The 25,771-nt window shown below is 45.9% G+C and carries 18 protein-coding genes and 1 other annotated feature; of the genes, 2 read left to right on the plus strand and 16 right to left on the minus strand.

Features of this window, described 5'->3' with window-relative positions:
- Positions 1-80: 80 nt before the first annotated feature.
- Positions 81-503 (minus strand): hypothetical protein, encoded by a 423-nt coding sequence (locus AC3WTJ_RS25630; protein ID WP_492524228.1) that lies wholly within the window; start codon positions 501-503, stop codon positions 81-83.
- Between the two features lie 8 nt (positions 504-511).
- Positions 512-1,282: a class I SAM-dependent methyltransferase gene (locus AC3WTJ_RS25635; protein ID WP_492524229.1), complete on the minus strand. Its 771-nt coding sequence runs from the start codon at positions 1,280-1,282 to the stop codon at positions 512-514.
- Positions 1,283-1,407: 125 nt separating this feature from the next.
- On the opposite strand from AC3WTJ_RS25635, the gene AC3WTJ_RS25640 reads away from it, so the two are divergent.
- On the plus strand, positions 1,408-2,439 hold the full coding sequence (locus tag AC3WTJ_RS25640; RefSeq protein ID WP_492524230.1) for a stalk domain-containing protein: 1,032 nt from the start codon (positions 1,408-1,410) through the stop codon (positions 2,437-2,439).
- A gap of 8 nt (positions 2,440-2,447) precedes the next feature.
- Here the strand turns inward: AC3WTJ_RS25640 and AC3WTJ_RS25645 are convergent, their stop codons facing one another.
- Positions 2,448-3,353 carry a YVTN family beta-propeller repeat protein gene (locus AC3WTJ_RS25645; RefSeq protein WP_492524311.1) on the minus strand — a complete coding sequence of 302 codons (906 nt, stop codon included), beginning with the start codon at positions 3,351-3,353 and terminating at the stop codon, positions 2,448-2,450.
- Between the two features lie 160 nt (positions 3,354-3,513).
- On the opposite strand from AC3WTJ_RS25645, the gene AC3WTJ_RS25650 reads away from it, so the two are divergent.
- Entirely contained in the window at positions 3,514-3,690 is a 177-nt protein-coding gene (locus AC3WTJ_RS25650) for a hypothetical protein (protein ID WP_492524231.1), read from the plus strand.
- A gap of 77 nt (positions 3,691-3,767) precedes the next feature.
- On the opposite strand, the gene asd is transcribed toward AC3WTJ_RS25650, so the two are convergent.
- From asd to AC3WTJ_RS25715, 13 genes are all read right to left on the minus strand, one after another.
- Positions 3,768-4,853: an aspartate-semialdehyde dehydrogenase gene (gene asd, locus AC3WTJ_RS25655; protein WP_315952685.1), complete on the minus strand. Its 1,086-nt coding sequence runs from the start codon at positions 4,851-4,853 to the stop codon at positions 3,768-3,770.
- Between the two features lie 130 nt (positions 4,854-4,983).
- Positions 4,984-5,248: a binding site (T-box leader), on the minus strand.
- 73 nt (positions 5,249-5,321) lie between these two features.
- A complete protein-coding gene (locus AC3WTJ_RS25660) occupies positions 5,322-5,630 on the minus strand; it encodes a hypothetical protein (RefSeq protein WP_407868203.1) in 309 nt (102 codons plus the stop codon).
- A 125-nt stretch (positions 5,631-5,755) separates the two neighbouring features.
- Entirely contained in the window at positions 5,756-6,763 is a 1,008-nt protein-coding gene (locus AC3WTJ_RS25665; protein WP_492524232.1) for a DUF3231 family protein, read from the minus strand.
- A gap of 197 nt (positions 6,764-6,960) precedes the next feature.
- Positions 6,961-12,729: a glycoside hydrolase domain-containing protein gene (locus AC3WTJ_RS25670; RefSeq protein ID WP_492524233.1), complete on the minus strand. Its 5,769-nt coding sequence runs from the start codon at positions 12,727-12,729 to the stop codon at positions 6,961-6,963.
- 25 nt (positions 12,730-12,754) lie between these two features.
- A complete protein-coding gene (locus AC3WTJ_RS25675) occupies positions 12,755-14,368 on the minus strand; it encodes an S-layer homology domain-containing protein (RefSeq protein WP_492524234.1) in 1,614 nt (537 codons plus the stop codon).
- A 26-nt stretch (positions 14,369-14,394) separates the two neighbouring features.
- Positions 14,395-17,865 (minus strand): PA14 domain-containing protein, encoded by a 3,471-nt coding sequence (locus tag AC3WTJ_RS25680; RefSeq protein ID WP_492524235.1) that lies wholly within the window; start codon positions 17,863-17,865, stop codon positions 14,395-14,397.
- Between the two features lie 855 nt (positions 17,866-18,720).
- Positions 18,721-19,611 carry an alpha/beta fold hydrolase gene (locus tag AC3WTJ_RS25685; RefSeq protein WP_492524236.1) on the minus strand — a complete coding sequence of 297 codons (891 nt, stop codon included), beginning with the start codon at positions 19,609-19,611 and terminating at the stop codon, positions 18,721-18,723.
- Between the two features lie 19 nt (positions 19,612-19,630).
- Positions 19,631-20,071 carry a DUF1330 domain-containing protein gene (locus tag AC3WTJ_RS25690; RefSeq protein ID WP_492524237.1) on the minus strand — a complete coding sequence of 147 codons (441 nt, stop codon included), beginning with the start codon at positions 20,069-20,071 and terminating at the stop codon, positions 19,631-19,633.
- A 17-nt stretch (positions 20,072-20,088) separates the two neighbouring features.
- Positions 20,089-20,697, minus strand: a complete 609-nt coding sequence (locus AC3WTJ_RS25695; RefSeq protein ID WP_492524238.1) for a DUF2239 family protein — start codon at positions 20,695-20,697, stop codon at positions 20,089-20,091.
- A 168-nt stretch (positions 20,698-20,865) separates the two neighbouring features.
- Complete coding sequence (locus AC3WTJ_RS25700) at positions 20,866-21,801, minus strand: iron-hydroxamate ABC transporter substrate-binding protein (protein WP_492524312.1); 936 nt, start codon at positions 21,799-21,801, stop codon at positions 20,866-20,868.
- 63 nt (positions 21,802-21,864) lie between these two features.
- A complete protein-coding gene (locus AC3WTJ_RS25705) occupies positions 21,865-22,884 on the minus strand; it encodes a FecCD family ABC transporter permease (protein WP_492524239.1) in 1,020 nt (339 codons plus the stop codon).
- Positions 22,881-23,846, minus strand: a complete 966-nt coding sequence (locus AC3WTJ_RS25710) for a FecCD family ABC transporter permease (protein WP_492524313.1) — start codon at positions 23,844-23,846, stop codon at positions 22,881-22,883. Before AC3WTJ_RS25710 ends, AC3WTJ_RS25705 begins: the two co-directional genes overlap by 4 nt.
- 151 nt (positions 23,847-23,997) lie before the next feature.
- On the minus strand, positions 23,998-25,677 hold the full coding sequence (locus tag AC3WTJ_RS25715) for a helix-turn-helix domain-containing protein (protein ID WP_492524240.1): 1,680 nt from the start codon (positions 25,675-25,677) through the stop codon (positions 23,998-24,000).
- Between the last annotated feature and the right edge of the window lie 94 nt (positions 25,678-25,771).

Genomic DNA, 25,771 nt, shown 5'->3' on the forward strand with positions numbered 1-25,771 from the left:
TGAAGCATATTGGTTATGCACTGCATATGAAACGAAAAAACGAAAAAAACCTAACGGAACGTTATCCGTCAGGTTTTCTTCTAGGTTAAGTTAAGCTTATTGTCCAATAACTTAGACAGGTAATCAAGAAACCGGTCATGACAAAACGCATTATACTCATTCCACGGCGCTTGTAAGCCGGTATAACCCGCAATCGCGTGTATTTGCTTCGTTTTCACAGCTTTCAGTTCTTGCCATACTTGAGATCGGCTCATCCGATGCCACGTCGCCTGCGAGATCTCATCTTTGGGCACACTCAGCAGAATATGGTCTGCCTCATAGGCTCCAAGATCTTGCGCCTCAATCGCTTGCGTCCAAAAGATAGTATCAATCTGACGTGCTGGGACAAGTTGAAGATCATCATACAAGACAGTGCCGGCGTGTCGCCCCCAGATATGCAGCGTATGCTTATCGATCACTACAACGATAATGATGGCTAAGCGGTACAGACACATCAAAGGCATATTTATTTCTATTCCAACTCCACCTTATCAGCCACTAACGTATAAAACTCAGGAAACCTAGCGTCTGAAGGACTTGGAATCTCTTCCAATGCGCGTATCACGAGACCGGAAGCCGCAATGGCCGTGATAATCTCGCCAAGTGTCCAGCTTCGCACGAGAACCTTCTCCAATCCGGAGCGTTCTTCCTCAGGCAGCAGTTTAGCAAACGCTACTTCCCCTTCTCTGGTCTCCTTTTCAAAATAATTGCCGCTTGGTTGAGTCAGATTAACCGTGTTCAGCCAAGCTCGTGCAAAAGGATGAAAGTCGGTCAACAGCAACCGGCCCTTGTTCCCAAGCCTGCGACGGACCACCTCAAAGATAGCGTTAAGATCAGTGAAGTAATGCAAAACGCCAAACTCCATCAGCACGATGTCAAACTGGCCAAGCGACTCTTCATTCGGAATTTGCAAGACATCCGAGCAAATATAGTCGAGCTTCACACCGACGGCATCGGCAACTTGCTTGGCGTACAAGCGATTTTCTTCAGAGATGTCTACGACGGTTACATCCGCGCCTAACATTGCGAAAGAGATTGCTTTCCTCCCGTGCGAACCAAGAAGATTAATCATTCGCTTCCCATTTGGATCTCCTATGTATTTTAACCAGTATCGCAGATGATGTTTGTGCTCCTGTTTCAATTCTTCGGCAAGTTCAGCCGGTGTCCCAAAATGTTGCACCCAAGCCTGATACGCTTTCGTTTCCCAAGCCTTCTTGTTTGCTCTTGAAAACTCCTCTTGCACATCCATCCCCCCAGTTTTTTCTGACTCCTTAGTCAACATCCTTAATTTACCACAAATTTTAGAGCAACAAACAGGCTTTCTTCTGCGTCTAAACATTACTAAAGTCAGCTAAGGAGTATTAGGATATGAAGATAAAAAATGGCTTGCAAACAGGTGCCGCGTTGATGCTTCTGCTCACGGGCATGCTCCCGGCAGCAAATGCTCATGCAGATACAAATACGTCTCTTCCCGTCTATCTCGATGGCCATCCATTGAGCTTTGAAACGCCGCCTGTTATCGAAGAGGGCTACAGTCTTGTTCCACTTCGTGCAATTTTTGAGGCTGAAGGCGCAAAAGTTGCTTGGGATGACAACACTCGAACAGTTACCGCTACGAAAAATGATATCGTTTTTACATACCGCATTGGCGACATGACGGCTTATAAAAATAAAGACCAGCTGGATATGCCGATCGCGGGTAAAATTATTGACGGATCGACGATGATTCCGCTTCGTTTAATAAGCGAGACGCTGGGCAATCTCGTGAAATGGCATGAATATTCGCGATCGATTACGATTTCCTCGGCGAATGAGTATGAAACCAAGATTGAATATGGCGTCAATTTGCGGGAAGCTCCAAATACGAGCGCTCAAGTTCTTCGAATGATTCCGAAAACCGAGAACATTCATGTCATCCGGGAAGTGGACGCCAACTGGTTGGAGGTGCAGACGAAGGACAAAACCATTGGTTTCCTTTCTGCAGACTCCCAGTATACGGATTACGCCAACGTCGCTTCAGCGGATAAAAAAGCCGATGATTTGCTCGCTTTCGGAGCTAAATTTCTCGGAACGCCTTATGAATTCGGGGCGGAATCCGGTCAAACCAAGACATTCGACTGCTCCTCATTCGTTCAATATGTGTTCAAGCAAGCCTTGTCAATCGATCTCCCGCGAGTCTCCTACAACCAAGCATTGAAAGGAACGGAAGTCCCTCTAGATGAGCTCCGCAAAGGTGATGTGCTATTTTTTGACGCACGCGGGCTCGATATCGGGCATGTTGGCATCTATGCAGGAGACGGGCGGATTCTTCATACTTATTCCAAAGAACAAGGCGTACATTATGAAGACTTTACTGATAAATGGAAAAAACGTTTTGCCACGGCTAGAAGAATGTTCTAATTCCTTTATCAAAGTGGGATAATGGCTAGTCCCGAGGCAGCATTTCCTACTTTTATGGTGTCTATGACCTTATTATCCCGGACTCTTATAATAGAGACGGTATTTTCTCCAAAATTAGCCACATAGGCAAATTTGCCGTTTTGCGTGATAGCTACTATGCCGGGTTTCTTGCCTACCGGAACGGTAGCTATCACTTTATTTCTTTTAAGCATAATGACGGAAACCGTGTTATCTCCTTCATTACCGACATAAGCAAATCGATCGTTTGGCGTTACCGCAACTCCCACAGGTGTTGAGCCGACTTTAATTTTCTTAAGAATCCTTCTGCTTCTAGTACCAATGGCCAAAACGTTGTTATTCGTGGTCACATAAGCCAATCTGCTGTTTTGGGTAAACGCAATTTGATCCGGACCCACTCCAGCTGGAATGGTGTCTATGATTTTATTACATTTCGCATTAAAAATAGAAATCGTATTGCTGTCGTGATTGCTTACGAAACCTAAAGTACTTTGTCCTACCTTCTGAGGTGTGACAGTTACGCCTACCGGTCTCTTACCTACCTTTAGCGTTTGAATGACCTTTCTCTTCTTTATACATAGAACTGACACGGTATTATCGGCTGCGTTCGTAACATACACGTACTTAGGCGATGTTCCTACATCCGATGGACTTTTTCCGACTGGGATCGTGCTAATAATTTTATTCGTACTTCGCTGGATGACTTGAGCGGTATTATCCGTTTTATTGATGACAACCGCATGTTTCCCATCGGGGGTGACTGCGATCTCAAAAGGACCTCTTCCCGTCTTAATCGTTGCCTTGACCTTTCGGTTTCGGGTATCAATTACCGAGATGGTATTGTCGTTGAAATTCGTAACATAGGCGAAATGAAACGAGGGTATACGTCTATTCATAGTCACAAGGGATCACACTCCTAAGTAATCTTATGTTGGGAGATGTGCCCCGGGGAACGGCTGTTATCACGAGGAATTTGCAAACTCTGCATGCACGCCCTCATATGGGATCAGCATGACGAAAATATATGATATGAAACGTTGTCATGGAGGGCTTCCGATGCGAACCAATACAGAACAAAGAAAAATTACAAATCAAGATATTGAACAAATGATTGTTGAAATAGATAAAGGCTGGACAGAACTGACTAACATCCATGTGTCCTGTCACCATATTTGGAGGGATCTCGTGCAAATTTCGCGAGACTTGGACGAGAAATTCGGCATTTCCTATTGATTCACGGTTTTAAAATGTTTAGAAAGTAAAAACAGCAAGCCCCTCAATAGGAAGGCTTGCTGTTTTATTTTTCATTTTTATTTCGCTTGAATGTAGCCTTCTGCTTTCAGCAGTTCAGCGATCAGAACAGCGCCGCCTGCCGCTCCGCGCAATGTATTATGCGACAATCCTACGAATTTGTAATCGTAGATGGAATCCTCCCGCAGTCGACCTACGGAAACGCCCATACCGCGCTCGATGTCACGGTCAAGTTTCGTCTGCGGTCTGTTCTCTTCTTCGAAGTAAGTGATGAACTGCTTCGGTGCGCTTGGCAGCTCAAGCTCTTGCGGACGGCCTTTGAACTGCAGCCAACGAGCAAGAATTTCTTCTTTGGACGGTTTTTTCTCGAACGATGCAAATACGGTCGCCAAATGTCCATCTGTTACAGGAACGCGGATACATTGGGTTGTAATCAAAGGGGAGCTCGCTTTAACGATGGCATTGTTTTCGATGCTGCCCCAGATGCGCAGCGGCTCTTGCTCGCTTTTTTCTTCCTCGCCGCCAATATAAGGAATGACATTGTCCAGCATTTCAGGCCAATCAGTAAAGTTTTTGCCCGCTCCGGAAATAGCTTGGTAAGTCGATGCCACAACTTGGGTTGGTTTGAAATCCAACAAAGCATGAAGCGCCGGCACGTAACTCTGAATGGAGCAGTTAGGCTTAACGGCAATAAAGCCGGTTGAAGTTCCGAGACGTTTTCTTTGTGCCGCGATCACTTCAATATGCCCTGGATTCACTTCCGGGATCACCATCGGGATATCAGGCGTCCAGCGGTGAGCCGAGTTATTGGAAATAACTGGCGTGCCCGTTTTGGCATAAGCTTCTTCCAACGCTTGAATCTCATTCTTTTTCATATCGACGGCACAGAAGATGAAATCAACTTGAGAAGCGACTTCTTCAACTTTCGAGGCATCTTGAACAACAATTTGTTTCACGCCTTCAGGGATAGGTGTAGCCAGTTTCCATCTGCCTTGCACGGATTCTTCATATGTTTTACCCGCAGAGCTGCTGCTAGCTGCGATTGCAGTTACTTTAAACCAAGGGTGTTGATCCAGCAATTCAACAAAACGCTGGCCAACCATTCCTGTTCCTCCGACAATACCCACTTTTAATTTTTCCGACATGTGATATTCAAATCCTTTCAAAATGGTATGATAAACTATTCAATAAGTCTGAATTGGTGTACCTAATCAGCGCGTAACCTGCATTTCTTTTATAAAAGCAAAAAAATCCCACCCCCAAGACTCATACAGCCTCAGGGACGAGATTTGGATTCCTCGTGGTACCACCCCAGATTCGCCAATATGTCGCCATATTAGCCTCTTCAAGTACGGCATTACGGTGTAATGCGGATACTTTAGCTCTGTAACAGGAGCTCCTGGCACACCATCCCCTTCTTCCCCGGTTCCGATGCGCTGCTCTGAGCCTTTTTTCAATAAAGAATTCTTTACTCCTTTTCAGCTAGCGGAGCTCTCTGTGAAAGATTTCATTTATTTACTCTTCTCTTCGTCGCATTTGAATGTTGCGATAATATTATCAGATATCGATTGCAACGTAAACAAGTTTTTTGAAATTTCGAAAATAGGACAAAATTATTCGCCTACGATGTCCGCCCTTAAATCGCTCGCAACTTCCATCATCCTTGGAATCACGGCTTCATTCGTGCCTGACACGTAAACATCCCCCTGATAATGCCGGAAGGGAATCTTGCTGTCGCCATAACTCCACATGAAGAAATCACCCTCGATGGACATCGTGGTTGTACCGGTTATCGTAAACACAGATGTATAGGAAAAATCAGATTGGGATGCAAAATACTGTTTGCATTCTTCCAATGTGATGACAGCTTCCGAGTTGTCATTGACTTGCAAAGCTCTTGTAATTCGATAGCGTTGGCTCAAAACCATTCCTCCATTCCTTCACCAACCTATTTTATTGCAAAATCACGCAAATTGCCAGCGCGACTTGATGCAAAAAAGCCAATCCAATGACTGGAGTGGCTAAGTCGGTATCCATTTGCTGACCCTCACGATTTGGTTAACTGTCTGCGATCTTCGACTTGTGGAGGCTCTTCCATCCAACCATTTTCAATCATGATTTCTCCGCCATCTTTGACAAAGGGAATAATTTTTTGAGCAAGTTTTGCGAGTGCAAGCGGTAGATCACTACGCAAACTGAAAGCCCCCCCAAGCGAGTGGCTGCCAACCGCGAACGAGCCCAATAAATTGGTGAGGTACATCATGATTTTATCGGAAAATGGAGAAACGGTAGAGTTGGTCGCTTTTCCCGCGTGAGTGGCAGGAGGCTCTATGTAATCCTCGCGCAGAAATTCACCCAAGGTCGTTTCAACTTCTTTGGACAATTTCATGCCTTTCACAAAATATTCTTTCACTTTCTTATCATGAGCCACTTGAGCGAAACCAATCATCAGCTGCATACCTGTAAGATTCGTTTCAATCGAATGATGTAAGAGCGAAATCTCAATTGCATTCAGCGCTCTCTTATCTTTAAACAAATTGAACCCAGATAAATAATTATCATTTTGAATAAAGGTTACTTCCGTGGGCATGGACATATAGGGGGGCCGCGATAAAGCTCCTTTCTCCTGCAGGAATTGCACGCACTGATCGTACATCTCTTGTGAATTTGCTGTTAGCTGCTTGAAAAGCTCTCTGATATCTTTCCGATAGGACATGGTAGAATGAAAAGCAAAAAGAGGAACTTCAATCTTGCTGATCATATGCAAAAACATCGGTTCGTACAGATAATCAAATAACTTGGGAACCCCTTTATTGACGTCATTCGCCGTAAATCCAAGCGGAACGACAGCTCCTGCTTGCTCAAAAATTTGTTTGATCGTTGCTACTATTTGATCATTGAAGTCATACGTTGTTCTCAGAATTTGTTTAACTTCTTCATTTTCAGCGTTTTCAAGGAAATATTCCAAAAAGCGAAGCAACATGGTTTTTTCTTGATAGGTCATCCACAAGTTACCTATTTCAGACGATGTCAATGGGATATCGGTTGACTCCATATGGTTGACTCCTTTATGTAAATTCACGTGATCTCTTCCTGATGTTTACTTTCATTTATCATTTCCTATCGGGGAAAGATTATCCAGAATCCTTGAAACCGCGAATCCTTTCGCCTAATTGGCTATGAAAATAGGGCTACCCCTCGGTCATTGACCTTTGGAATAGCCCTCATCATTATTTACTTACAGCCTGTATGTTACTGTACGTTTAAAGAAAACCTAACATTATCGAAATTACCAATGTATTTCTTGGTGGAGTTAGTTGTTCCTGTAAAGACAACATAGATGTCTTGAAGCCCTGTTAGCTTTTGAGTGAGATCAGCCGTCACGGTTTGGTAAGTTCCCCATCCGCTTGCCGTCGGAGGTGTGGAGAGTTTCCCGACTAACGTACCGTTGACGCCACCCAAGCGAATCTCTACAACTGAATCAGCTGCGCAGTTGCCGCTATTGCTTGAGTACTCAATGGCTACGCGATCCACGCCTTCGCTGCCGAAATTCATATTCTTGAAACCAAGCCAGGCACCGTTAAAGGTATTGGCAACCTGTTCCCTATCGGTATTTGCTGGTTTCTCGGTTTTGAGCGGTGTGTTATTGTTATACACATTTACAGCTGTTGACCATTCATTGAAGCTCTCCAACTCCAATTTGGCATAATCATTTCTAATCGGGTATACATACGAAAAGCTAGCTTTGTCGAAATTACCGATGTATTTGAATGTCGCACTTGTCGTTCCCGTAAACACGAAATACACATCTTGAACACCGGTAATCTTTTGAGTTAAGTCGCCGGAAACCGTCTTGTAGGTGCTCCACCCGTTTGCTGTCGGAGGTACTGCGAGTTTCCCGACTAACGTACCGTTAACTCCGCCTAATCGAACCTCGACAGCTGAATCGGCCGCCGTATTCGAAGTGTTACCTACATACTCAATGGATAAGCTGTTAACACCTTGCGTGCCAAAATCCATTTTTTTATACGCAAGCCATGCGCCATTAAAGGTGTTGCCTACTTGAGTCCTGTTATTTTGATCCTCTGTTTTGAGCGGATTATTATTGTTGTACACATTTAATGCGGTTGTCCATTCATCGTACTTCTCCAGCTCCAAATTAGCATAGTCGCTTCTAGTTGGACTGGCATACGAAAAGCTGGCGTTATCGAAATTTCCGATGTATTTCAATGTCGCGTTTGTCGTTCCCGTGAGCACGAAGTACACATCTTGAATCCCGGTAATCTTTTGAGTTAAATCGCCGGAAACCGTCTTATAGGTGTCCCATCCACTAGCTGTCGGAGGTGCTGCTAGTTTTCCAACTAACTTACCGTTGACTCCACCTAAACGAACCTCGACGGCTGAATCGGCTGCCGTATTCGTCGAGTTACCTGCATACTCAATGGACAAGCGGTTAACACCTTCTGAGCCAAAATTCATTCCTTTATAAACAAGCCATGCACCATTAAAAGTATTAGCTACCTGTTTCCTGCCACTATGATCCTCTGTTTTCAAGGGTTGTGAGTTCCCCGGATTCAGGTCTGTCGACCAATCATCATAGGTTTCCAATTCCAGCTTCGCAAAGTCATTTCTACCCATTGCAAAGGTTAAACGGTCGAAGTTTCCAATGTAGGGAAGAGCGCTTGTTGTGCTGCCTTTCATGACCACATATACCTTCTGCAGCCCTGTTACGGTTTTGTCCAATTGAGCGCTCACCGTTTTATAGGTTCCCCAACCATTCCCGGAATTTGTCAAGTTGACAGTCCCGACCAGTTCACCATCCAGTGCGCCTAATCTGATTTCCAGCTTACTGTCCACTGGCACTTTATTCGTCGGAGCATCATATTCAACCGTGATCTGATTAGCGCCTTTGGTACCAAAATTAAATTGGTCAAAAGAAAGCCAAGCTCCGTTAAACGTGTTGGATACAACCGTTCCGTTATTCCCTGTTTCTGTTTTTAATGGGCCATTGTTAAAAGTATTAACATCCGGTGACCATTCGGTGCGATCCTCGAACTGGATCGTTAAGCCATCCTGTGTAGGCGGCTCTTCCTCATCCTCCGTTTTGTCAGGTAACGGAAGCGGATCCGGAAGCGGCTCAGGGTCTACAACGACCGGAGGCTTCGGTCCTGAAGGAGTTCCAGGCTCAGGCTTCGAGACAATCGGTTCCGCCAGCCATAGGGAATCATAGATATTCCCGTTGTAGGCATCGACCAGATAAACGTTCATCTGGAATTTATTTGCGTTTACGTTAAATTGCTGCGAAAGCTGAAAGCTTCCTTTTTCTACAGGCACGCTATTGGACATTAATGCCCGCTCATTCTCATCCATGAGCTGGAAGACAACAACAGCGGAATCGCCGTAATCGCCTTTCAATGTTCCCGTGACGTTAACGGCCATATTGCCATTCCGGCTTACATCTGCTTTGAGATCATAAACATCCCATTGAATGTCTGATGTAAAAGCCGCCTGTGAGATCAATTCATGACCAAACGTTATATTCGAGTCTTCATTTGCCTTAACGCGAACTTGAATCTGGCCTGCTGCATAATCGAGCGGTCCTACAGTCTGCGGATTTGCAGTTGCCTGTTTCCACTTCGCGCCGCCGTCGGTACTGAACTCATAGTCAGCTGCTTGATTGAAACCAGGGACAGCTGTCCATCCGAAGGTGTTAGCTTTATCATCCACGACAGCTCCTGTCGGCGCTACTGGCTTCGTCATCTTTTTCACCGCTTCGAGACTAAACTCAAAGGCAATATCCGAGCTCGTTGCATTCACCTGATGAACCTCTGCGGACACGACGTTCGTGCCTTTCACCAGATACGAAGGGTCAATCACATAGCTATTGCGATCCCGCTCATCGCCTACGGTTGCATTTGCTTTGGTGTTGTAGTTCACTTCACCTGTCGGCATATTCGTACGGATAATTTCATGTCCGTTCAGATATACGACTGCCCCGTCATCACGGATCAGACTAGCATCCAATTCAAGAATATCATTCACATCAGACATTTCGAACGTTTTTCTAAAATAGGTCGTCGGATATTTATTGTTCGCATCCGGACCATAGCTTGTTTTGGTTTTTACTCTGCCCAAACTGTCATACCCCAACAAAGCGGGTCCAGAAGCCCAAGAACTATCATCAAAAGCCAAGTTCATCCAGCCATCGCCTGCGTACTGGCCTTTATCATGGTATTTCCATACAGACTGTTCGGCAATCAATTTTTGATGACTTAATGTGTTGGTAATGTCGGCATTATAATCCATCGTCGGAGGTGCTGCGCTTGCCAATGCGCCCCAGCTTGTATTCGGCTTGGCATCCATTTCAAATGTCAAGGTACCGCCCGACATGATGTCGTCGTAAGTAATCCAGGCTTGATCGAAATTCTTGCCATTCAGCTGTGCCGATTTAATGAAACGATTTTGACTGGAAACGTTGTTCGCTTTGATGGTAAAAGTTTTACCATTATCCAGATGCAGCTTTAATTCAGAGAAAATAGGCGAACCAATCAAGTAATTCGCTTCCCCCGGATTTCCTGGGAACAAGCCCATGCTGCTGTAAACAAACCACGAAGACATACCGCCTGCATCGTCATCCATCGATAGCAAATATCCTTCTGGATCATCACGATAAACACGGGATTTCATCGGGAATGCGTAAGGTCCATGGTTGTGATATTTTTGCGTAACGACTTCCGTTGTATATTCTCTTGCATAATATTGCGTCAAATAAGGATATCCCAAGTAGTTGAACAAATAAGGAACATGTAAATCAGGTTCGTTAATCGCCATGTACTCGTTGATTTTGAAGAAATGCTGAAGCTCTTCCGCCATTTCTTTTTTACCGCCCATTAGACTCGCCAATCCATTCACATCCTGAGGTACGGACCAACGATACGACCAAAGATTGCCTTGATAAGCGTATTTATCGACGGCTAAAATATCTTGTTTGTTTACGGTTTGTCCATTCGGTGTGAAGAAGCCGCGTTGGTCGCCTTTCTCATCGACTTGAGTGGCGTTCCATAGGCTCTTATAAGACAAAGCGGCGTTTTTGTATTTCTCGTAAGTTTCACGATCTCCGATCAACTGAGCTAACTTCATTGGGAAGGAAGCGCTGTTTGCCTTTTCCAGTTTCCCGGAAATCTCGGTGTCGCTGATCGAGAAATTGTCCGCATCAACAGCCATGCCTTTGAGCGCTTTGTACACATCGAAATTAGTGAATCCTTTGGCATAAGCATCGACAATAACGGCTCCATTAAACTCATTTCTTACCGTTGGGCTCGGCCAATATCCTTCCCCCCACTGCTGATAGGAACCACGGGTATTGTAGACGTCAACCATGGATTTCACCATGTTTTCGTATTTCTTAGGCTCTAGCAGGGAGAACAAGGAATATTTCCGGAAATCATCCCAAGTCGTCCAACCATTGTAATAGTCAAAATCGTTACCAAACTCAGAGGTTTGGCGAATCGTGTTCTCATCCCTTGCTGCCTTAAATGTCCCATTTGAGCTGGTTACATTATTGGGATGAAGGAACGTGTGATACAACTGCGTATAGAATACACGTTTGTTCGTTTCATCAGCATCGGTAATTTCAACCTTGTTCAGCTCTTTGCTCCAGTTACTTCTGGAAAGGCTCCGCTGAGCATCGAAATCCCAATTTGCGATATCATGCGTACGTTCATATTTCGCTTGATCGACGCTGATTGTCGATAGACCAACCTTCGCTTGAACCACTTTATTGTCTTTTGTATTGAAATTCACCCATACGCCGCTGTTGGAACCGCTGCGTTTAGCTTCTGTTCCAACTGCATCTCCCTGCCAAGAACTGTAGGAGTCAAAATCATGGTCAAATTGAATGGAGTAATACATGGTGTAATACCCATGTCCGCACACATTCTTGGATTGAATCATACCTGAAATCTCGTTGTTATTTTCAACAGTCAGGTTAGCATCAATCATACCCGCATAAGAGTTGGAAAGATCAACCAGTACTGAACCCGTATCTGCTGCTGGGAACGTATAACGGTGGAAACCAACATTATGAGAAGCTGTAAGTTCAACGCCAATTCCGGATGCAAGCTTCACGCCATAATAGCCTGGAGAAGCATTTTCGCTGCTTTTATCATACAACTGCTTATACTCAGCACTATTTTTTGTAAAAGAGCGTGTTTCCGGCATCATCAAGATGTTACCGCCCCCACCGCTGCAGCCTACGCCGCTAAAACGCAGATGCGAGAAACCTTTTAAATATTTATCCTGGTAATAATATCCGCTGAATGCTCCGCCATCGCTATCCGGTCCTAAGGAAACCAAACCAAATGGCGTGGTTGGACCTGGATTCGTCTGCCCGTTATCTCCCAATGTGTTAATAAACGGGTCTACGTAATCCACAGGGGAAAGATTAGTCGCCGGGTAAGCCGGAAGTTGATCGGCATCCACCCCGTATACTTCCAGCTCATACAGACGAACCGTGTTGCTGTCGTAAGCCGCTTTGTCCACAAAGAACCTGATATACTGGGCAGAGAACGCTGGGACATACCGGTTAAGAATCGTCTGCACGTTATTTTTTACGACATCGACATCTTCCCAAGTTTGTCCGTCATTACTTTTTTGCAAACGGAAATCCTTGGTGTTCCAGAAGGGGAAATTCCCCGACTCACTGATTCCAGCGTTTTTTACAATCCATTCATTGATGTTATACACTTTGCCTAAATCGAGTGCTAACCACTTATTGGCTACACCTGAATTATCGCACCATTTCGTGTCATTCTTGCCATCAACTGCGCTACTTGGACTCTCATTCACATTACATTGTCCAGATGCTGTTACTGTGGCATTCAAAGCCACATTTCTGGTTTCAATTCCTTGAATGGAGGGATTCGCAGCCGCAGCAACGGCTTCCAATGCTAACGGCGCCAGCAAGCTATATAAGAACAATACCGTCATTACAACTGAAATTATTTTTTTGCGTTTCCACATTACGATGGGGTCCTCCCGCTTTGTTTTATAAAGAACCGTTCGGCAGCAACCGAGTGATCATGACCGCAACTTCAGCCCGTGTAACGGAACTTTTCGGATTGAAGCGTGCGCCATCTCCTTCAATTAATCCTTTTGACCAAGCTTGATTGACCGCAGCAGCAGCCCATGATGAAATATCATTTGTATCGGCAAAAGCCGGTTCAGCTTTATTCGACCCCACTACGTTGAAATACTTGGCGGCTTGAACAAGCGCGACAACAGCTTCTTCACGTGTAATGATATCGTTCGGTCGGAATGCTCCGTTATAACCGGAAATAATACCTAGAGATGCAGCGCCAATGACTTGTTCAGAGTAATAAGCATTAACTGCAACGTCCGAGAACGGATTTGAACCCGCTTGCGGAGTTGTATGACCGGACCATTTCAATGCACGCATTAACAGGGTAACGAATTCTGCCCGTGTGATGCTCCGATTTGGCTCATAATGCTGCTCATCTACGCCTTCAACGATATGTTTGGCTGCAAGCGACTGAACAGACTTTGCCGCCCAATGTCCTGCGAGATCTGCGAACGTCTTGTTATACTCGAGAATTGTATAGTAGGAAAAATGCTCAGCCGTGAAAGTGAAAGTTCCTTTGGAGACAGTTCCTCCCACATATTCAACATTAGCTCCGCTCACGTGATACACGCCGGCCAGATCGGATCTAATTGCCTTCTCTTGCTCTTCCGTCAATTTCATCGTTACTACAGCAGGTTTGTCCAAATGATGGATTTCAACCGTGTTGTCTCCGGTAATCAGTTTGATTTCAACGGAAAGAATAACGCCGGTTGTCTTGTAATCCGGATTGGACTGAAGCGATTGATTCAACAAGCTTTTCGCATCCGATGTTAAAACTGTATTCAGATCAATGCGAATGCGCGATTGCTGTTCGTCTGAAGCCGAAATGGCGTTGGCCGGGAAACGAAGCGTACTATTTTCATAGGTAAGAATGAGATCCAGGTTCTTATCCTTCAAATCCTGCAAGGATTTCGCTGGGAACTCCAGCGCCGTGCCTGCATCGCCAGTTGCTGCCGGCACTTGAACCGTAACGGAGGAATCCTTGGCTTGCTGGATGGCCTGATTCAGTGTTTCACTGCCGAGCAGGTAGCGTCCGTCTGAGGATTTCTCGGGCTGAACGATGCCATCTGCGGTTTTACCGGCATTTGTTGGGATGGTGTTCGGGTCTGTTGGTGTGATTCCAACGTTTCCTGTCTGATTATCACCATGTTCATGATCTGTTCCGCTACCATCCGGATCAATAATTATAAAATTTTTGGTTTCCGTTAGATTATCACTACCGGCAATCACTTTGTAGAAACCATAAGGTGCAAAATCCTTGTCATCCGGTATCGTAACCTTCGCAGTATAGCTTCCCTCTACAGGAGTTATTGCATTAATATAAAACGTCGTTTGATTAGGACTAATAATTTTAACCACTACATCTTTCGCATTGTTCGCAACCGTCCCGGACAGCTGGATTTCGCCGCCACGCTGCACTTCATCTACACTTAGGGCAAGTGTAAATGAAGCTGCTGCGCGAGCCGAAACCGGTGAGAGCACGAACAACAACGCCATAATGGCCGCTATATATTTTTTCACCGTCGTCAGTTCCTCTCTTCATTCCATTATTCGAACAACTTAGGTCTTGCTAATTGAAGCGGTACGCGAAGTTCACTGTCATATTGGTTGAAAATGAATGCTTTTACTTTGTATTCCGCTCCTACGACGTTAAAATATTGCTTGAATGTCAACTTGTTTTGCTTGATCGGAATGGCATTCATGAGAATCGGTTTGTCGCCTTCCAGCAATTCAAACACGATATAAGCATCACTGCTATAATTAGCCAGCGGTTCCAGCGTCACATCGAGCTGCAATTGCTCTCCTCTTTTGAGTTCACCCGTGATTTTATACGTATCTTCAACGAAATTTGTGGTAAACGGCAGATTCGAAGCCAGAGAAAGACCGGCTGCTAACCCTGATGTAACGTTCGCTTTGATGCGCACCTGTACGGCACCCGCAGGATAATCGTTATCTCCGACCGGCTGTGGATTAGCCGTTACAGGCAGCCAATTAGCTCCGCCGTCAACGGAATATTCATAATCAGCTGTGTTCGCATAACCAGGAACATTCGTCCAACCGAACGTGTTGCGTCCATCATCAACCACAGGTGCAGTTGGTGCTGCTAAAGCTGTGCTCACTGTGCTTGCTACGGAGTTGTCCCGTTTATCAACGGCTTTGACTGCAAATTTATAGGATTGCCCCGGCTGTGTACCCGTTACAACAAATTGATAATTCGCTTGGTCTTTGACAGCCGGCACATAGGTACTCCAGTTCATGCCTAATTTCCCGTCTACTTCGTAAATTCTAAAACCTCTGACCGCATCTTCCTCAGGGTTAGCAACTTGAGGTGCCATCCACGTCAGAAGCTCTTTACCGTCCGCCGTCTTGCTCGCCGCCAATTGTGCGACAGGAGCTGGTTTCGCGTCGTTTCTAACAATCGTATACGTATCAAAAGGCTGCTCCTGACCAGACTTATACGAATCAATCGTAAAACTGTTCTCCGTCATACGGATGCCCGAATAAATCGGTTGATACGGCTGTTCGTAGACCGCAGCATAATAGCGATCAACGCCATTTTGGAGATCATAATATTTCGTACCGGCTGAGTTATTGATCATATACAGGGTACCGTCCGGATTCAGCGCATTCCCATTCTGATCTTTCTGCACATTCGTAACCGGTGCGTTGTTGTACATTTGATAAGATCTCATGAACGTGTGGTCATGTCCTTGCAAAACCACGTCGATACCAAGCTCATCAAACACAGGATAAAGCATCTGTCTCATACTCAAAATATCAGAATCAAGCGCATGGTTCCCGAGTGAATAAATGGCCTTATGGAAAGCCACGACCTTCCACTTCCGATCCGTCTCGGCTACTTCTTTTTTCAACCATTCCACTTGCTGACTAAAAGATTCTTTCTGGCGGTCATCCCAACCAATATCCATCGTGTTCAACACCATAATGTGGGCATCGCCGTAGTCATACGAGTACACGCTGCCTGGTGGCAGAGGATTTTGAATGGAATCATTTGGATAATTAAAATGATAATAATAATTGTCGTTATAAGGCCCTTCGTGATTACCGACCGCAGCCATGATTGGCAGCTTCAAAAACATGCTTTGCGGTTTTCCAAAATAATCAAGCCACTGGGACTCCAGAGAACCGGCATCCACTTCATCACCTGTCATCACCATAAACTTGGAGTTCGGGTAATGATCAAGACCTTGCTTCATCGTGTCTGCAAAAACTTCATAGTCATGTGAATTCGAACCCTGCGAATCCGTCATGTACAGGAACTCATAATCATTTTCAATCAGTGATTCCGTTGTAAAGCTGCCGGTTTCGCTCCAGTTGCCGTCGCTTCCCACCCGGTATTTATAGGCAGTTCCTGGCGTTAACCCCACCGCCAACGCTTTATGGCTAATAAACGCGCCATTCGTCGAACTTGTAATTTTGAGATTTAAAATTTTGGTTTCTTCCGGCTTTCCAGTGAAACGTTTCACATCTGATGAGCCAAAATCTTTATCAGCCGTTACAACCTCAACAATGCTATCCGCTATGTTAGCCGGTGCATTATCCGGTTTTTCGTAACTTGTATACCAAGCGAACGAGCGGTTCGTTTTGGGACTTCCATTGAAAGACATCGCAATGGCAATCGGGGAGTAATCGACCACATCATTCACAGGAATGTACATGAAACTCCCAACAACCGTTCCATCTGCAAATTGCAAATTGGCTTGCCCGTCATACGAAATTTTAACAACCTGATTAGGTTTAACTTTCGTTGCCAAATTTAGTTTAAGCATAGATGGGGTGCTGCCTAATTCAACGCTAGGAACCTGAATGGGCTGATCGTCAGCTGTAACCGTCAGGTGAGCTCCTAGATTTGCGGGCAAGTTATTCATATCCGAGGACATTGTCAGATAAGCGCCAGAACCATCTTTCAGAATGTTTCCTGCGATAGGTCCCGTGTAGTTTTGAGGTAAGTAGAAGACATTGCTCGGCACGATAATCTTGGCCATATTTGGCGTCGACCAACGCAGATACAAATTGGAACCGCCTGTATCTTCAAAGTATTCAATTTTGAAATTGTATTTCTTTCCACCTTCCAAGGAGACGACATTGCCCGTTTGCTCCTTGTCCCAGTCATTCACCCAGTGATCAATCACAATCTTATCATCGACCCATAAGCGAAATCCGTTGTCACCCATCATGTAAAAGGTGTAATCTCCCGATTGGGGCGGCATAATTTGCCCTGTCCAGCGAACATTCGCATGGTCCTGTTGCCCCGTCCAGGATTGCAGTATGGGATCGAGATTCGTGAAATTAATCTGAGGATCAACGGTTGTTGCTTTGTAAGCTCCAAAGCTAAAATCGCTGTTTCCTAAGTAATATTCACCAAGCAAACCCTGATTGCTGCCAGACGCAAGCGGAGTAACTACAGGAACAAGCGGTTTGGTTTCTACAAATCCAAAAGCCTGGAATTCATAAATATTAGCTGAATATTCACCTGTTGTTAGATCTGCACTGCCAGGATCTGTAATGTTCAGTTTAAAATACCTAGCCGTAACCGGTGAGCTTAAATTATGGGTCGTTAGGCCATATGTATTATTTGTAACCGATACGACAGGATTCCAGTGCACATCATCTTCACTGGTTTCAATCGTATAGTCCCGGGTATTGTAGATGTCAGGCGCTCCGCTATAACCGGCATGTGCAAGTACAAATTGATGCACAGTAGCTTCTGCACCGGCATCAACTTTCAGCCAATAAGGATTCTCCTGACTAGGCGGATTCGTATCCCCCTTGTAAACCCAGTTGCTGGTCGGATTACCGTCAATCGCATGTGCTGGGGCTGCTTGGTCAGACACATACCCATTTGCGGAAACAGTAACTCCTGCTGTGGCAAAGACGTTCGTGGCATCTGGCTGTGCATAGGCTGGCTGTGCAGGAGCAATCCCTGCTGCGAACAACGAGGTCGCAATCATGACGGCAGCAAGCACGCGAGATGTCAACGTGATACTCTTTTTCACTAGTTTCCCTCCTAAATAAAATTGGTTTTTTCCTAACGGTACTATACGGTCAATTTATCTTACATACAATGATTTTTGGGGGAATTAACCATGTAGTTATTGTAAAAGCGATGGTGCTTGATCCGGCACATTTGCTTTATTTTTCCTGAAAGCGTTAAGCATTTTAACTTCCTGATGTTAAAAAATGGCGTAAAATGGATGATGCATTGTGCGTGAAACGTGCATTTTGTTTTCAATAAAACGCTATCATCTCAGCAGTGATGGCACTTCTTCTTTTCCACCTTTTGCTTGCTCACTTGGGAAAAATATTGCCCCATTGTTGGCGTAAATGAAATGTAAATGTATTTTTTCTCTATTATATGAAGGGGCTTTCAGGGGAGATGCGTTCTCTTGAAAGTTACATAAGATGTAACTAATTTCCGCCTCGTCTTCCAAGGAGATTGCGAAAATTCTATTAAGGGAACTGGAGGCCTCTAATATGGAGGAAATTGGCCTTTTTCCTCGCAGAGGGGAACTACAGGGTCTTATATTGCATCCGCGACCCGCATTGCGGGTCTAATTGGCAAAATAGTGGACTGTAGTTCCCCTCACACCTGAAACTGTACCTTTTCAGCGAAATAGCGCCTTACAGTTCCCCTCAAGCTGCCGCATGAGCCTGTGGTCCCTCTTTCGTGAGCAATACAAACAGCCTAACGGGTGAATCACCGTCAGGCTTTCTTCCTAGCTACTTTACTAACCCTTCAACTTTCTCCCACCTAATTCACCATACGGCCACCTCACCAGACGCAAAAAAGCTATCCCCCAGCCATATGAAAACAACTGAGAAATAGCTCATAAATCCTTATTTAACGCCTCTCAATTGCGACGAGCCGTTCGCTCAATGGCATCAACGATTACATCGTACAACTGGTGCGGCAGGTCGTGTCCCATGCCGTCAACCAACAACAGCTCAGCGCCCGGGATAGCAGTAGCTGTGTCCTCGCCACACGCCGGGACAAACAGGGGATCGTCCACCCCATGAATGACAAGTGCTGGTACTTTTATGGTCGCCAACCGCGGACGACGGTCACCGGAGACGGCGATCGCAGCAATTTGTCGTCCGACACTGCCCGGATCGTAGGCTCGCTGGACTTCCTCCAGAATGAGTGCTTGATAAGCGTCTTCTTCAAACGGATAGCCGGTGCCAGCGATGCGTTTGGCAAAAGCGAGGCTGTGCGCCACAAATCCTGCTTCATTCTCAAAAGGGTTCGGCGCCGGCGTAGTCATCATCGCCATGACATCCGGGGATGTTTGCGGAAGAGTGGGATTCCCGGAACTGGACATCATAGAGGTGAGTGATAGAACTCGTTCAGGATACCTACTAGCTGCAATCTGGGCGATCATTCCGCCCATCGACCTGCCAACGAGATGTGCCCGGTCAATGGAAAGGGCGTCAAGAAGCCCGATAGCGTCGCCTGCCATGTCATCGAGAGTATAAGGGATGTCCGGTCGCCGCCCTGACATGAGAGCAGTTGCAAGTGCTTCAAAATCCAGCGTCGGATAATGGCTAAAGTGTGTCGAGCAACCTACGTCGCGATTGTCAAAGCGGATCACGCGGAAGCCCCGCGCTGCTAATGTCTGGCAAAATGGAACCGTCCATCGGATCATCTGGGTTCCAAGTCCGGCGATTAGGATAATAGCCTCGTCATTTTCGTTGCCGAAACTGTCATAGGCCAAATCAACGCCGTTTACTTTCAGAATGTTCATAATCATGTTCTCCTTCAATTTAACTGGGTATCGGAAGATCTGTTATAGGCAGAAGGCGTGAATCTTCGATCGCTGCAGTTCGATGCCCGATACCGGCCTGGTAGTCTTGATGACTTGAAAAAGCAAGAAACGACTGCGTGCTGCTCTGGCGTATCAGCATAACAAGATCCCATCTTTCGTCTTCAGGTCCGATCAGAAACTCTCCACCATCGCCAAGAAACAAGATTTCACCTCCGCTTTCACGGAGAAATGGAAGGGTGTGTTCAATATAGCGGTTGAACGCTTCGGCACCGCTGATTGCGTCCTTTGGTGCTAGTTCAGGATTGGCTGTGTAATCGGCAACATCACGAAACCGCAGCAGGTTCAACATGACGATGCTGCCCTCAATGCCTCGTTGTATGAACCTCATGCCGGCACGTTGTGATGGCTCGATATAACGAATAGATTTAAACGCTGTCATAGTGTCTCCTTTCGCAGTCATAAATTCCCTTCAGGGAACGCATGAACGGCTAATTTTTTGACATGGTTTCTAATATCAGGTGTCCAGTCATGAATGAAATGGTAAAACCGCTCCAAATCACTAGCATACAATGCCCGAAGAGCTTCTTCGTATTGAGGGAAGTCCCCTGCCATAGCTGTCATAAAATTATAAGTTGCTTCTTGCGACTCTCGGACATTGCTCTGTTCAACTCCGGCGCGGCGGGCCTCATCAATGAGTTTTCTTAATGTTACCGATGCCCCACCAGGTTGGCTCTTGAGCCATTCCCAATGCCTTGGCAATAAAGTAACCTCACCGGATATAACGCCCAACTTGGGTCGACCGACCCGTCCTGTAGGTTGGTGATCTTCTTCCTTACTGGATAAGTCACCAAACTGTTCTCCCAATCGTTTGAGCACATCAACTGTCGTGCCACGAAAATCAACATCTAATGGCTTCCCCGTGGAATCGTTAAATAAAAGCAACTGTGTGAGGTCCCTGTCATCCAGAGTTTCCTTCACAGCAGTAACAACGTGCTCTATCAAACCATTGGCGACGACTCTCACGCCCAAAAATGCCGTGCAGTACAAGCTCGTTAGCATATACATGTTGACCTCCTCTCTGATTACCCTGCTAATTATACCCGGGTAAAATTAAAAGGTCAATATTACCCGGGTAAAATTAATTTTATTGTTCCCTCTTTCGTGAGCAAAACAAACAGCCTAACGGGTAAATCTCCGTCAGGCTCTCGTCCTAGCTACTTTACTCATAAATCTTTATTTAGCGAAAAGCTTTTCTGCCGCATCAAGCGCCATTTTGTTTCCAATGGCTGAGTAATCCAGCCAAGGCTGATCAGCAATCGGGTAAATATGACCCGCTTTGACCGCTTTAAGCCCTTTCCAAATCGGGTTAGATGACAGCTGTTCAAAGAGCTTTTTCGCCCCATCTTCATTGTTCACAATAACAAAAATCGCATCGGCATCATAGTCAGGAAGAACTTCCTGCGAAATCGTTTCATACGCTTTGTTGATTTTCTCCACACTATTTGCCGGCTTCAATCCTAGATCTGTGAACAAAATAGGGCCCAGCGGACGCTTCATCCCCATAACACGCAGCTCTTTCGCAGTTACACGAATCGCCATCACTTTCCCGTCGCCGATCTTAGCGTTAATAAGTCCTTTTACGTTCGCAGCTTGTTTCTCGTAATCTTTGATGTAAGTCTCCGCTTGCTGCTCACGGTTCACAAGTTTACCGATTTTCTTCAAATGGTCGCGCCATGTGCCTTCGTCCAAGTTATACATTTCTGTTTCTGCGATTTTTTCATACTTCGCGACATCCTTGCCTGAGAAAGCCTCATCCAAATAAATCACTTCAGGCTTCAAGGATAATAAAGCTTCCATGTCGGGCTCAGCTACAACGCCAAGCTTCTTGGTGTTCTGCAAACGGTCAGCGACATGCGGCAGAAAGGCCTTAAGATCGCCACCCATAACGGAACCTACAGGCGTAATGCCCAGCGCAAGCAAGTCATTCGTTAAATGAATGGACAGCGACGCAATACGCGGTTCTTTCTCTACTGGCTTCGTTGTACTCGTCACAGCTGCAGCCGATGCAGAAGGTGCGGCTGATGCGGCGGACGCTGCTTCTTTAGGTGCAGCGGATTGACCGCATGCGGTCAGGACGAATAAGGAACTGATCATACTCAGGACGACCATATTTTTCTTTTTCACGATAAAAAACCCCTTTTTTATTTACGTTTTCGTTGTTTCGTTGTTTGGTTATTTCGTTCTTGCCAGCAAAAATAAAAAGTACGGAGCTCCAACAGCAGCTACAACAATACCTGCCGGGATTGCGTTAGGCTGAAAGATAGAGCGCCCAATCGTGTCGGAGGCCACCAGAATAACGAGTCCAACCAAGCCCGCAATCGGCAGTACATATTGGTACATCGGTCCAACCAATCGACGAGCCAGATGCGGCGCCACCAAGCCAAGAAAGCCAATACCACCGGTCATTGCCACACTTGCGCTCGACAAGGCAACCGCCGTCAACAGTAAAAGCAAGCGTTCGCGACTCACGGCAATGCCCAGCCCGGAGGTCGTTTCATCCCCGAGAGAAAAAGAATTCAGAATTTTCCACTTGGTTAATGCGAAAGGAACGAACAGGCCAATCCATGGAAGCAGTGCAATAACATGCACCCAATCTCTTCCCCACACGTTGCCTACCAGCCATCTAGCTGTAAAACTATACGTCGCATCATCCAATCGTAGCGACAGAAAGAGCGTCACAGCGCTAAAACCTGCTGCAACGGCAATGCCGACAAGGATCAACCGTATGGGCACAATTCCTTTGTACCGGTCATAGGCCAAGGCCATAATCAAAATTGCGGTTATGACACCCCCGGCAAAAGCGAAAATCGGGATGAGCAAAGTCGGTGTTCCTTTCATGGAGTGAAAGAAACTGACGAATACAATGAGTCCTAATGCAGCACCCGAATGAAGTCCCAGAATGCCCGGATCGGCTAGACCATTACGGGTTATCCCTTGCAAGAGAGCGCCGGATACGCCAAGACCGATACCCGCCAGCATCGTAATAAGAATCCGAGGCAAGCGATACTCGAATAAGACGAGCTGATTATCCGCGCTCCCATATCCTAGAAAAGTTCGCCAAACTTCCATGGGCGAAAGCCGAATCGAGCCTGTATTCAGACTGATTAAGATGACAGCCAAGCTTATGAGAAGCAAACAAATGCCCACCAAGATACTCTTGTTTTTGCGAGGAATAGGACGACGCGATCTCACGACAAACTCCTCCTTTCTTTCCTGGCTAAATACAGAAAGAAGGGTACGCCTACCAAAGCAATCATTAAGGAGATGGCCAATTCTTTGGGCGGATGAACCATCCGGGCGGCTAAATCAGCTACTACCATCAAAATCGCTCCAAGCAAAGACGAAAGTGGAATGATAAACCGATAGTCCACACCAACGAGCTTTCTGGCGATGTGCGGAATAACCAGACCTACGAAGCCAATGGAACCTACCGCTGAAACCCCCACACCGGCCAGGATAATCGCCAGAACAATACCTAGTAAGCGGATTCTGTTCGTTTTGACCCCCAAACCTGCAGAAACATCTTCTCCCAGCGATATCAGCGAAACGGATCGGCTTATCGCAAGAGCTCCTGCAATTGCCAAAAGAATAATAGGCACAAGCAGTTTGACATGCTGCCATTTCACTCCTGCAACACCACCGGCATACCAGAAGGCTAGATCCTGACTAAGGTCATAATAAATCGCAACCCCCGTACTCAGTGAATGCAGTAAAGCAGCTACCACGGAGCCTGCTATTGTTAAACGCAGAGGAGTTAGACCGCCGGGCGTGGATGATCCCAGCAAGAAAATGAAACCTGTGCTGAGAGCTGCCCCCACAAATGAGACCGCCATGAGGCTCGAATACGGCAGATTCGGAAAAAATGCAAAGCTTAGAGCAACCATAAAGGCTGAGCCGGCATTGATGCCCAGAATACCGGAATCCGCCAAAGGATTGCGCGTTATTCCTTGCATCAACGCACCTGCTACTGCAAAGCCGCCTCCGATAACCGCCGCACCGAGAACGCGGGGCAAACGCAATTCATGAATAATCTGATGGGTAGTTAGCTCCGGATTATACTGAAATACGGCTGCCCATACCGTCCGCAGGGTCAAATCCTTAGCCCCGAACGAAATTGCTGTAAACATGATGATGAGTAAGGCGATTATAGCCATGGCACAAATCAATCCATATGTAATTCGTTTCATGCTTGAAAGACCCAACTTCCTGGACGTGATCCCTATCTCTCATTAATATTGATAATCATTATCAATAAATTCATTATAGGAATCTCCTCTGTATTCGTCCATGACATATTTATAGATTTTATCCTTGGATTATTTTCATATTGACGGGTGAACTCGTTAACGAAGAATCGCTTAGCAACGATACCGCCCTCTCCAATAGCTGTTGTATCGCATGCGGCGCATAAACCATCCATTCATCCCACTGGAGCATGAAATAGCGCCCCTGCCTAATCGCCGGATGACGCAGCCAAACAGGATCAGTCACAATTTGCTGCGTAAGTTTAGCCGATGCTTGCTTCGTGGCATTCAAGAAGATGACATAATCGGACTCATATTGGGTCATATCCTCTGGTGTTACGTTAATCCAATTGAAGTTCGTCCCTTCTCGATGTTGATTAAGTTCGCCCGCAATAAGACTAGGAGGAGACAACTGTAAAGATCGATAGAAAATATGTCCGACATTTCTGGCACCGTACAATCTCATCTCCGAGTTCATCAAGCGGCATATCGCCACCGTCGGACTTCCGAACTTCTTGTTCACTTGTTTCTTGGCCTGATCAGCTTTGTAGGCATGACGCTCCATCCACTCTTTGGCTAACTGCTGGCGACCGACAAGTTCGGCTATTGCTTCCAAATGATCAAAGACATCCTGTGATGCCCAAGGAACAGAAATGATAGGAGCAATGTCCCCAATATGTTCTCTGGCTTTCAAAACAACGTTATCTTTACAGAGAATCAAACCCGGCTGCGCTTCAAGGAAAGTTTTTCGGCCTATTTCCCAAGAATCTGCGGCGTGAAGCGGCAAAGTCAGCGAAATCGATTCCGTCGGCAAATAGGATTTACGGTGAAATTGGGCCGCACTCGGTACAATACCTAAAGTCATTAAGTGATCTGTATATGGGTACGACAGCGAAATAATGCTGCTTAACGGCTCACTTGCATACTGTGTGGGCGCATATCCGGAATTCTCTTTGAACCGGCGGCTAAAATAAAACTCATCGCGATAGCCTACGCGTCCGCTCAAATCTCGTATCTGCGGGGCAGAGACAAGCAGAATTTCCTTCGCTTTGTTCATACGTATTTGCGTGAGAAATTCGATCGGAGACTTATTCATTTTCTGCTTAAAACGCTGCGAATAATAGGCCGGGTGCATCCCCGCGATCTCCGCAAGCTTATCGAGATTGATGTCGGTATGGTAAGCATCCTGCATATATTGAATCGTAAGCTGCAGCGATGCATCAGCATCCTTCGGCGTCGTAATTGAAGCCGGTTGATCCTTCAGAATCAACTCCACCAAGGCATACAAATACTGCTGCCGCAAGTGCTCCCTTACGCTGGAAGTCCCATAGGCGGAGGCAAGCAGCTGCATTTTACGCTGAAATAGAAGCAAATCCGTCTGCAGATTCCCCTGCACGGGAAAATGAAGCTCCCTGTCATAAACTTTACGGGATTGCGTATTTTCCTTTATTCGAAATAGATCGAATTCCAGTTGATAAATCATACTATTCGCATTGCCTGACAATTTCAGCCCTTGGACACTCATGCCAGGCAGCAGCAGACAGAGCGCCTTGCCATGTATCGGGATTTCATTCTGATTGAGATGAAGCTGGCCTCTCACCTTCACAAAAAATAGCAAAGTGTGATGAGCAGCCTCCTCTGCCGTTCGCTTCCACTCGGCTATATCCGTTATAACTTCAAGCTTGACCAGTTCAAGCAATGTCCCTTCTAAAAACACATCGTGGTCCGTATCACGAATCACTCCGAATCCCTCCCGTGCAAGTGATAACCATTCTCACAATAATATACCACAAAAAGTGCTGCTTCGCTGATGTATTAAACTTCCATGAAGGCCA

The organism is Paenibacillus sp. FW101-FHT12H11 (genome assembly GCF_058790355.1).

Excerpts from the sequence above, each read along its gene's own strand:
- AC3WTJ_RS25630 (WP_492524228.1), bottom strand. The coding sequence starts at position 503 with ATGCCTTTGATGTGTCTGTACCGCTTAGCCATCATTATCGTTGTAGTG.
- AC3WTJ_RS25640 (WP_492524230.1), top strand. The coding sequence starts at position 1,408 with ATGAAGATAAAAAATGGCTTGCAAACAGGTGCCGCGTTGATGCTTCTG.
- AC3WTJ_RS25645 (WP_492524311.1), bottom strand. The coding sequence starts at position 3,353 with ATGAATAGACGTATACCCTCGTTTCATTTCGCCTATGTTACGAATTTC.
- AC3WTJ_RS25650 (WP_492524231.1), top strand. The coding sequence starts at position 3,514 with ATGCGAACCAATACAGAACAAAGAAAAATTACAAATCAAGATATTGAA.
- asd (WP_315952685.1), bottom strand. The coding sequence starts at position 4,853 with ATGTCGGAAAAATTAAAAGTGGGTATTGTCGGAGGAACAGGAATGGTT.
- AC3WTJ_RS25665 (WP_492524232.1), bottom strand. The coding sequence starts at position 6,763 with ATGGAGTCAACCGATATCCCATTGACATCGTCTGAAATAGGTAACTTG.
- AC3WTJ_RS25670 (WP_492524233.1), bottom strand. The coding sequence starts at position 12,729 with ATGTGGAAACGCAAAAAAATAATTTCAGTTGTAATGACGGTATTGTTC.
- AC3WTJ_RS25685 (WP_492524236.1), bottom strand. The coding sequence starts at position 19,611 with ATGAACATTCTGAAAGTAAACGGCGTTGATTTGGCCTATGACAGTTTC.
- AC3WTJ_RS25690 (WP_492524237.1), bottom strand. The coding sequence starts at position 20,071 with ATGACAGCGTTTAAATCTATTCGTTATATCGAGCCATCACAACGTGCC.
- AC3WTJ_RS25695 (WP_492524238.1), bottom strand. The coding sequence starts at position 20,697 with ATGTATATGCTAACGAGCTTGTACTGCACGGCATTTTTGGGCGTGAGA.
- AC3WTJ_RS25700 (WP_492524312.1), bottom strand. The coding sequence starts at position 21,801 with ATGGTCGTCCTGAGTATGATCAGTTCCTTATTCGTCCTGACCGCATGC.
- AC3WTJ_RS25710 (WP_492524313.1), bottom strand. The coding sequence starts at position 23,846 with ATGGCTATAATCGCCTTACTCATCATCATGTTTACAGCAATTTCGTTC.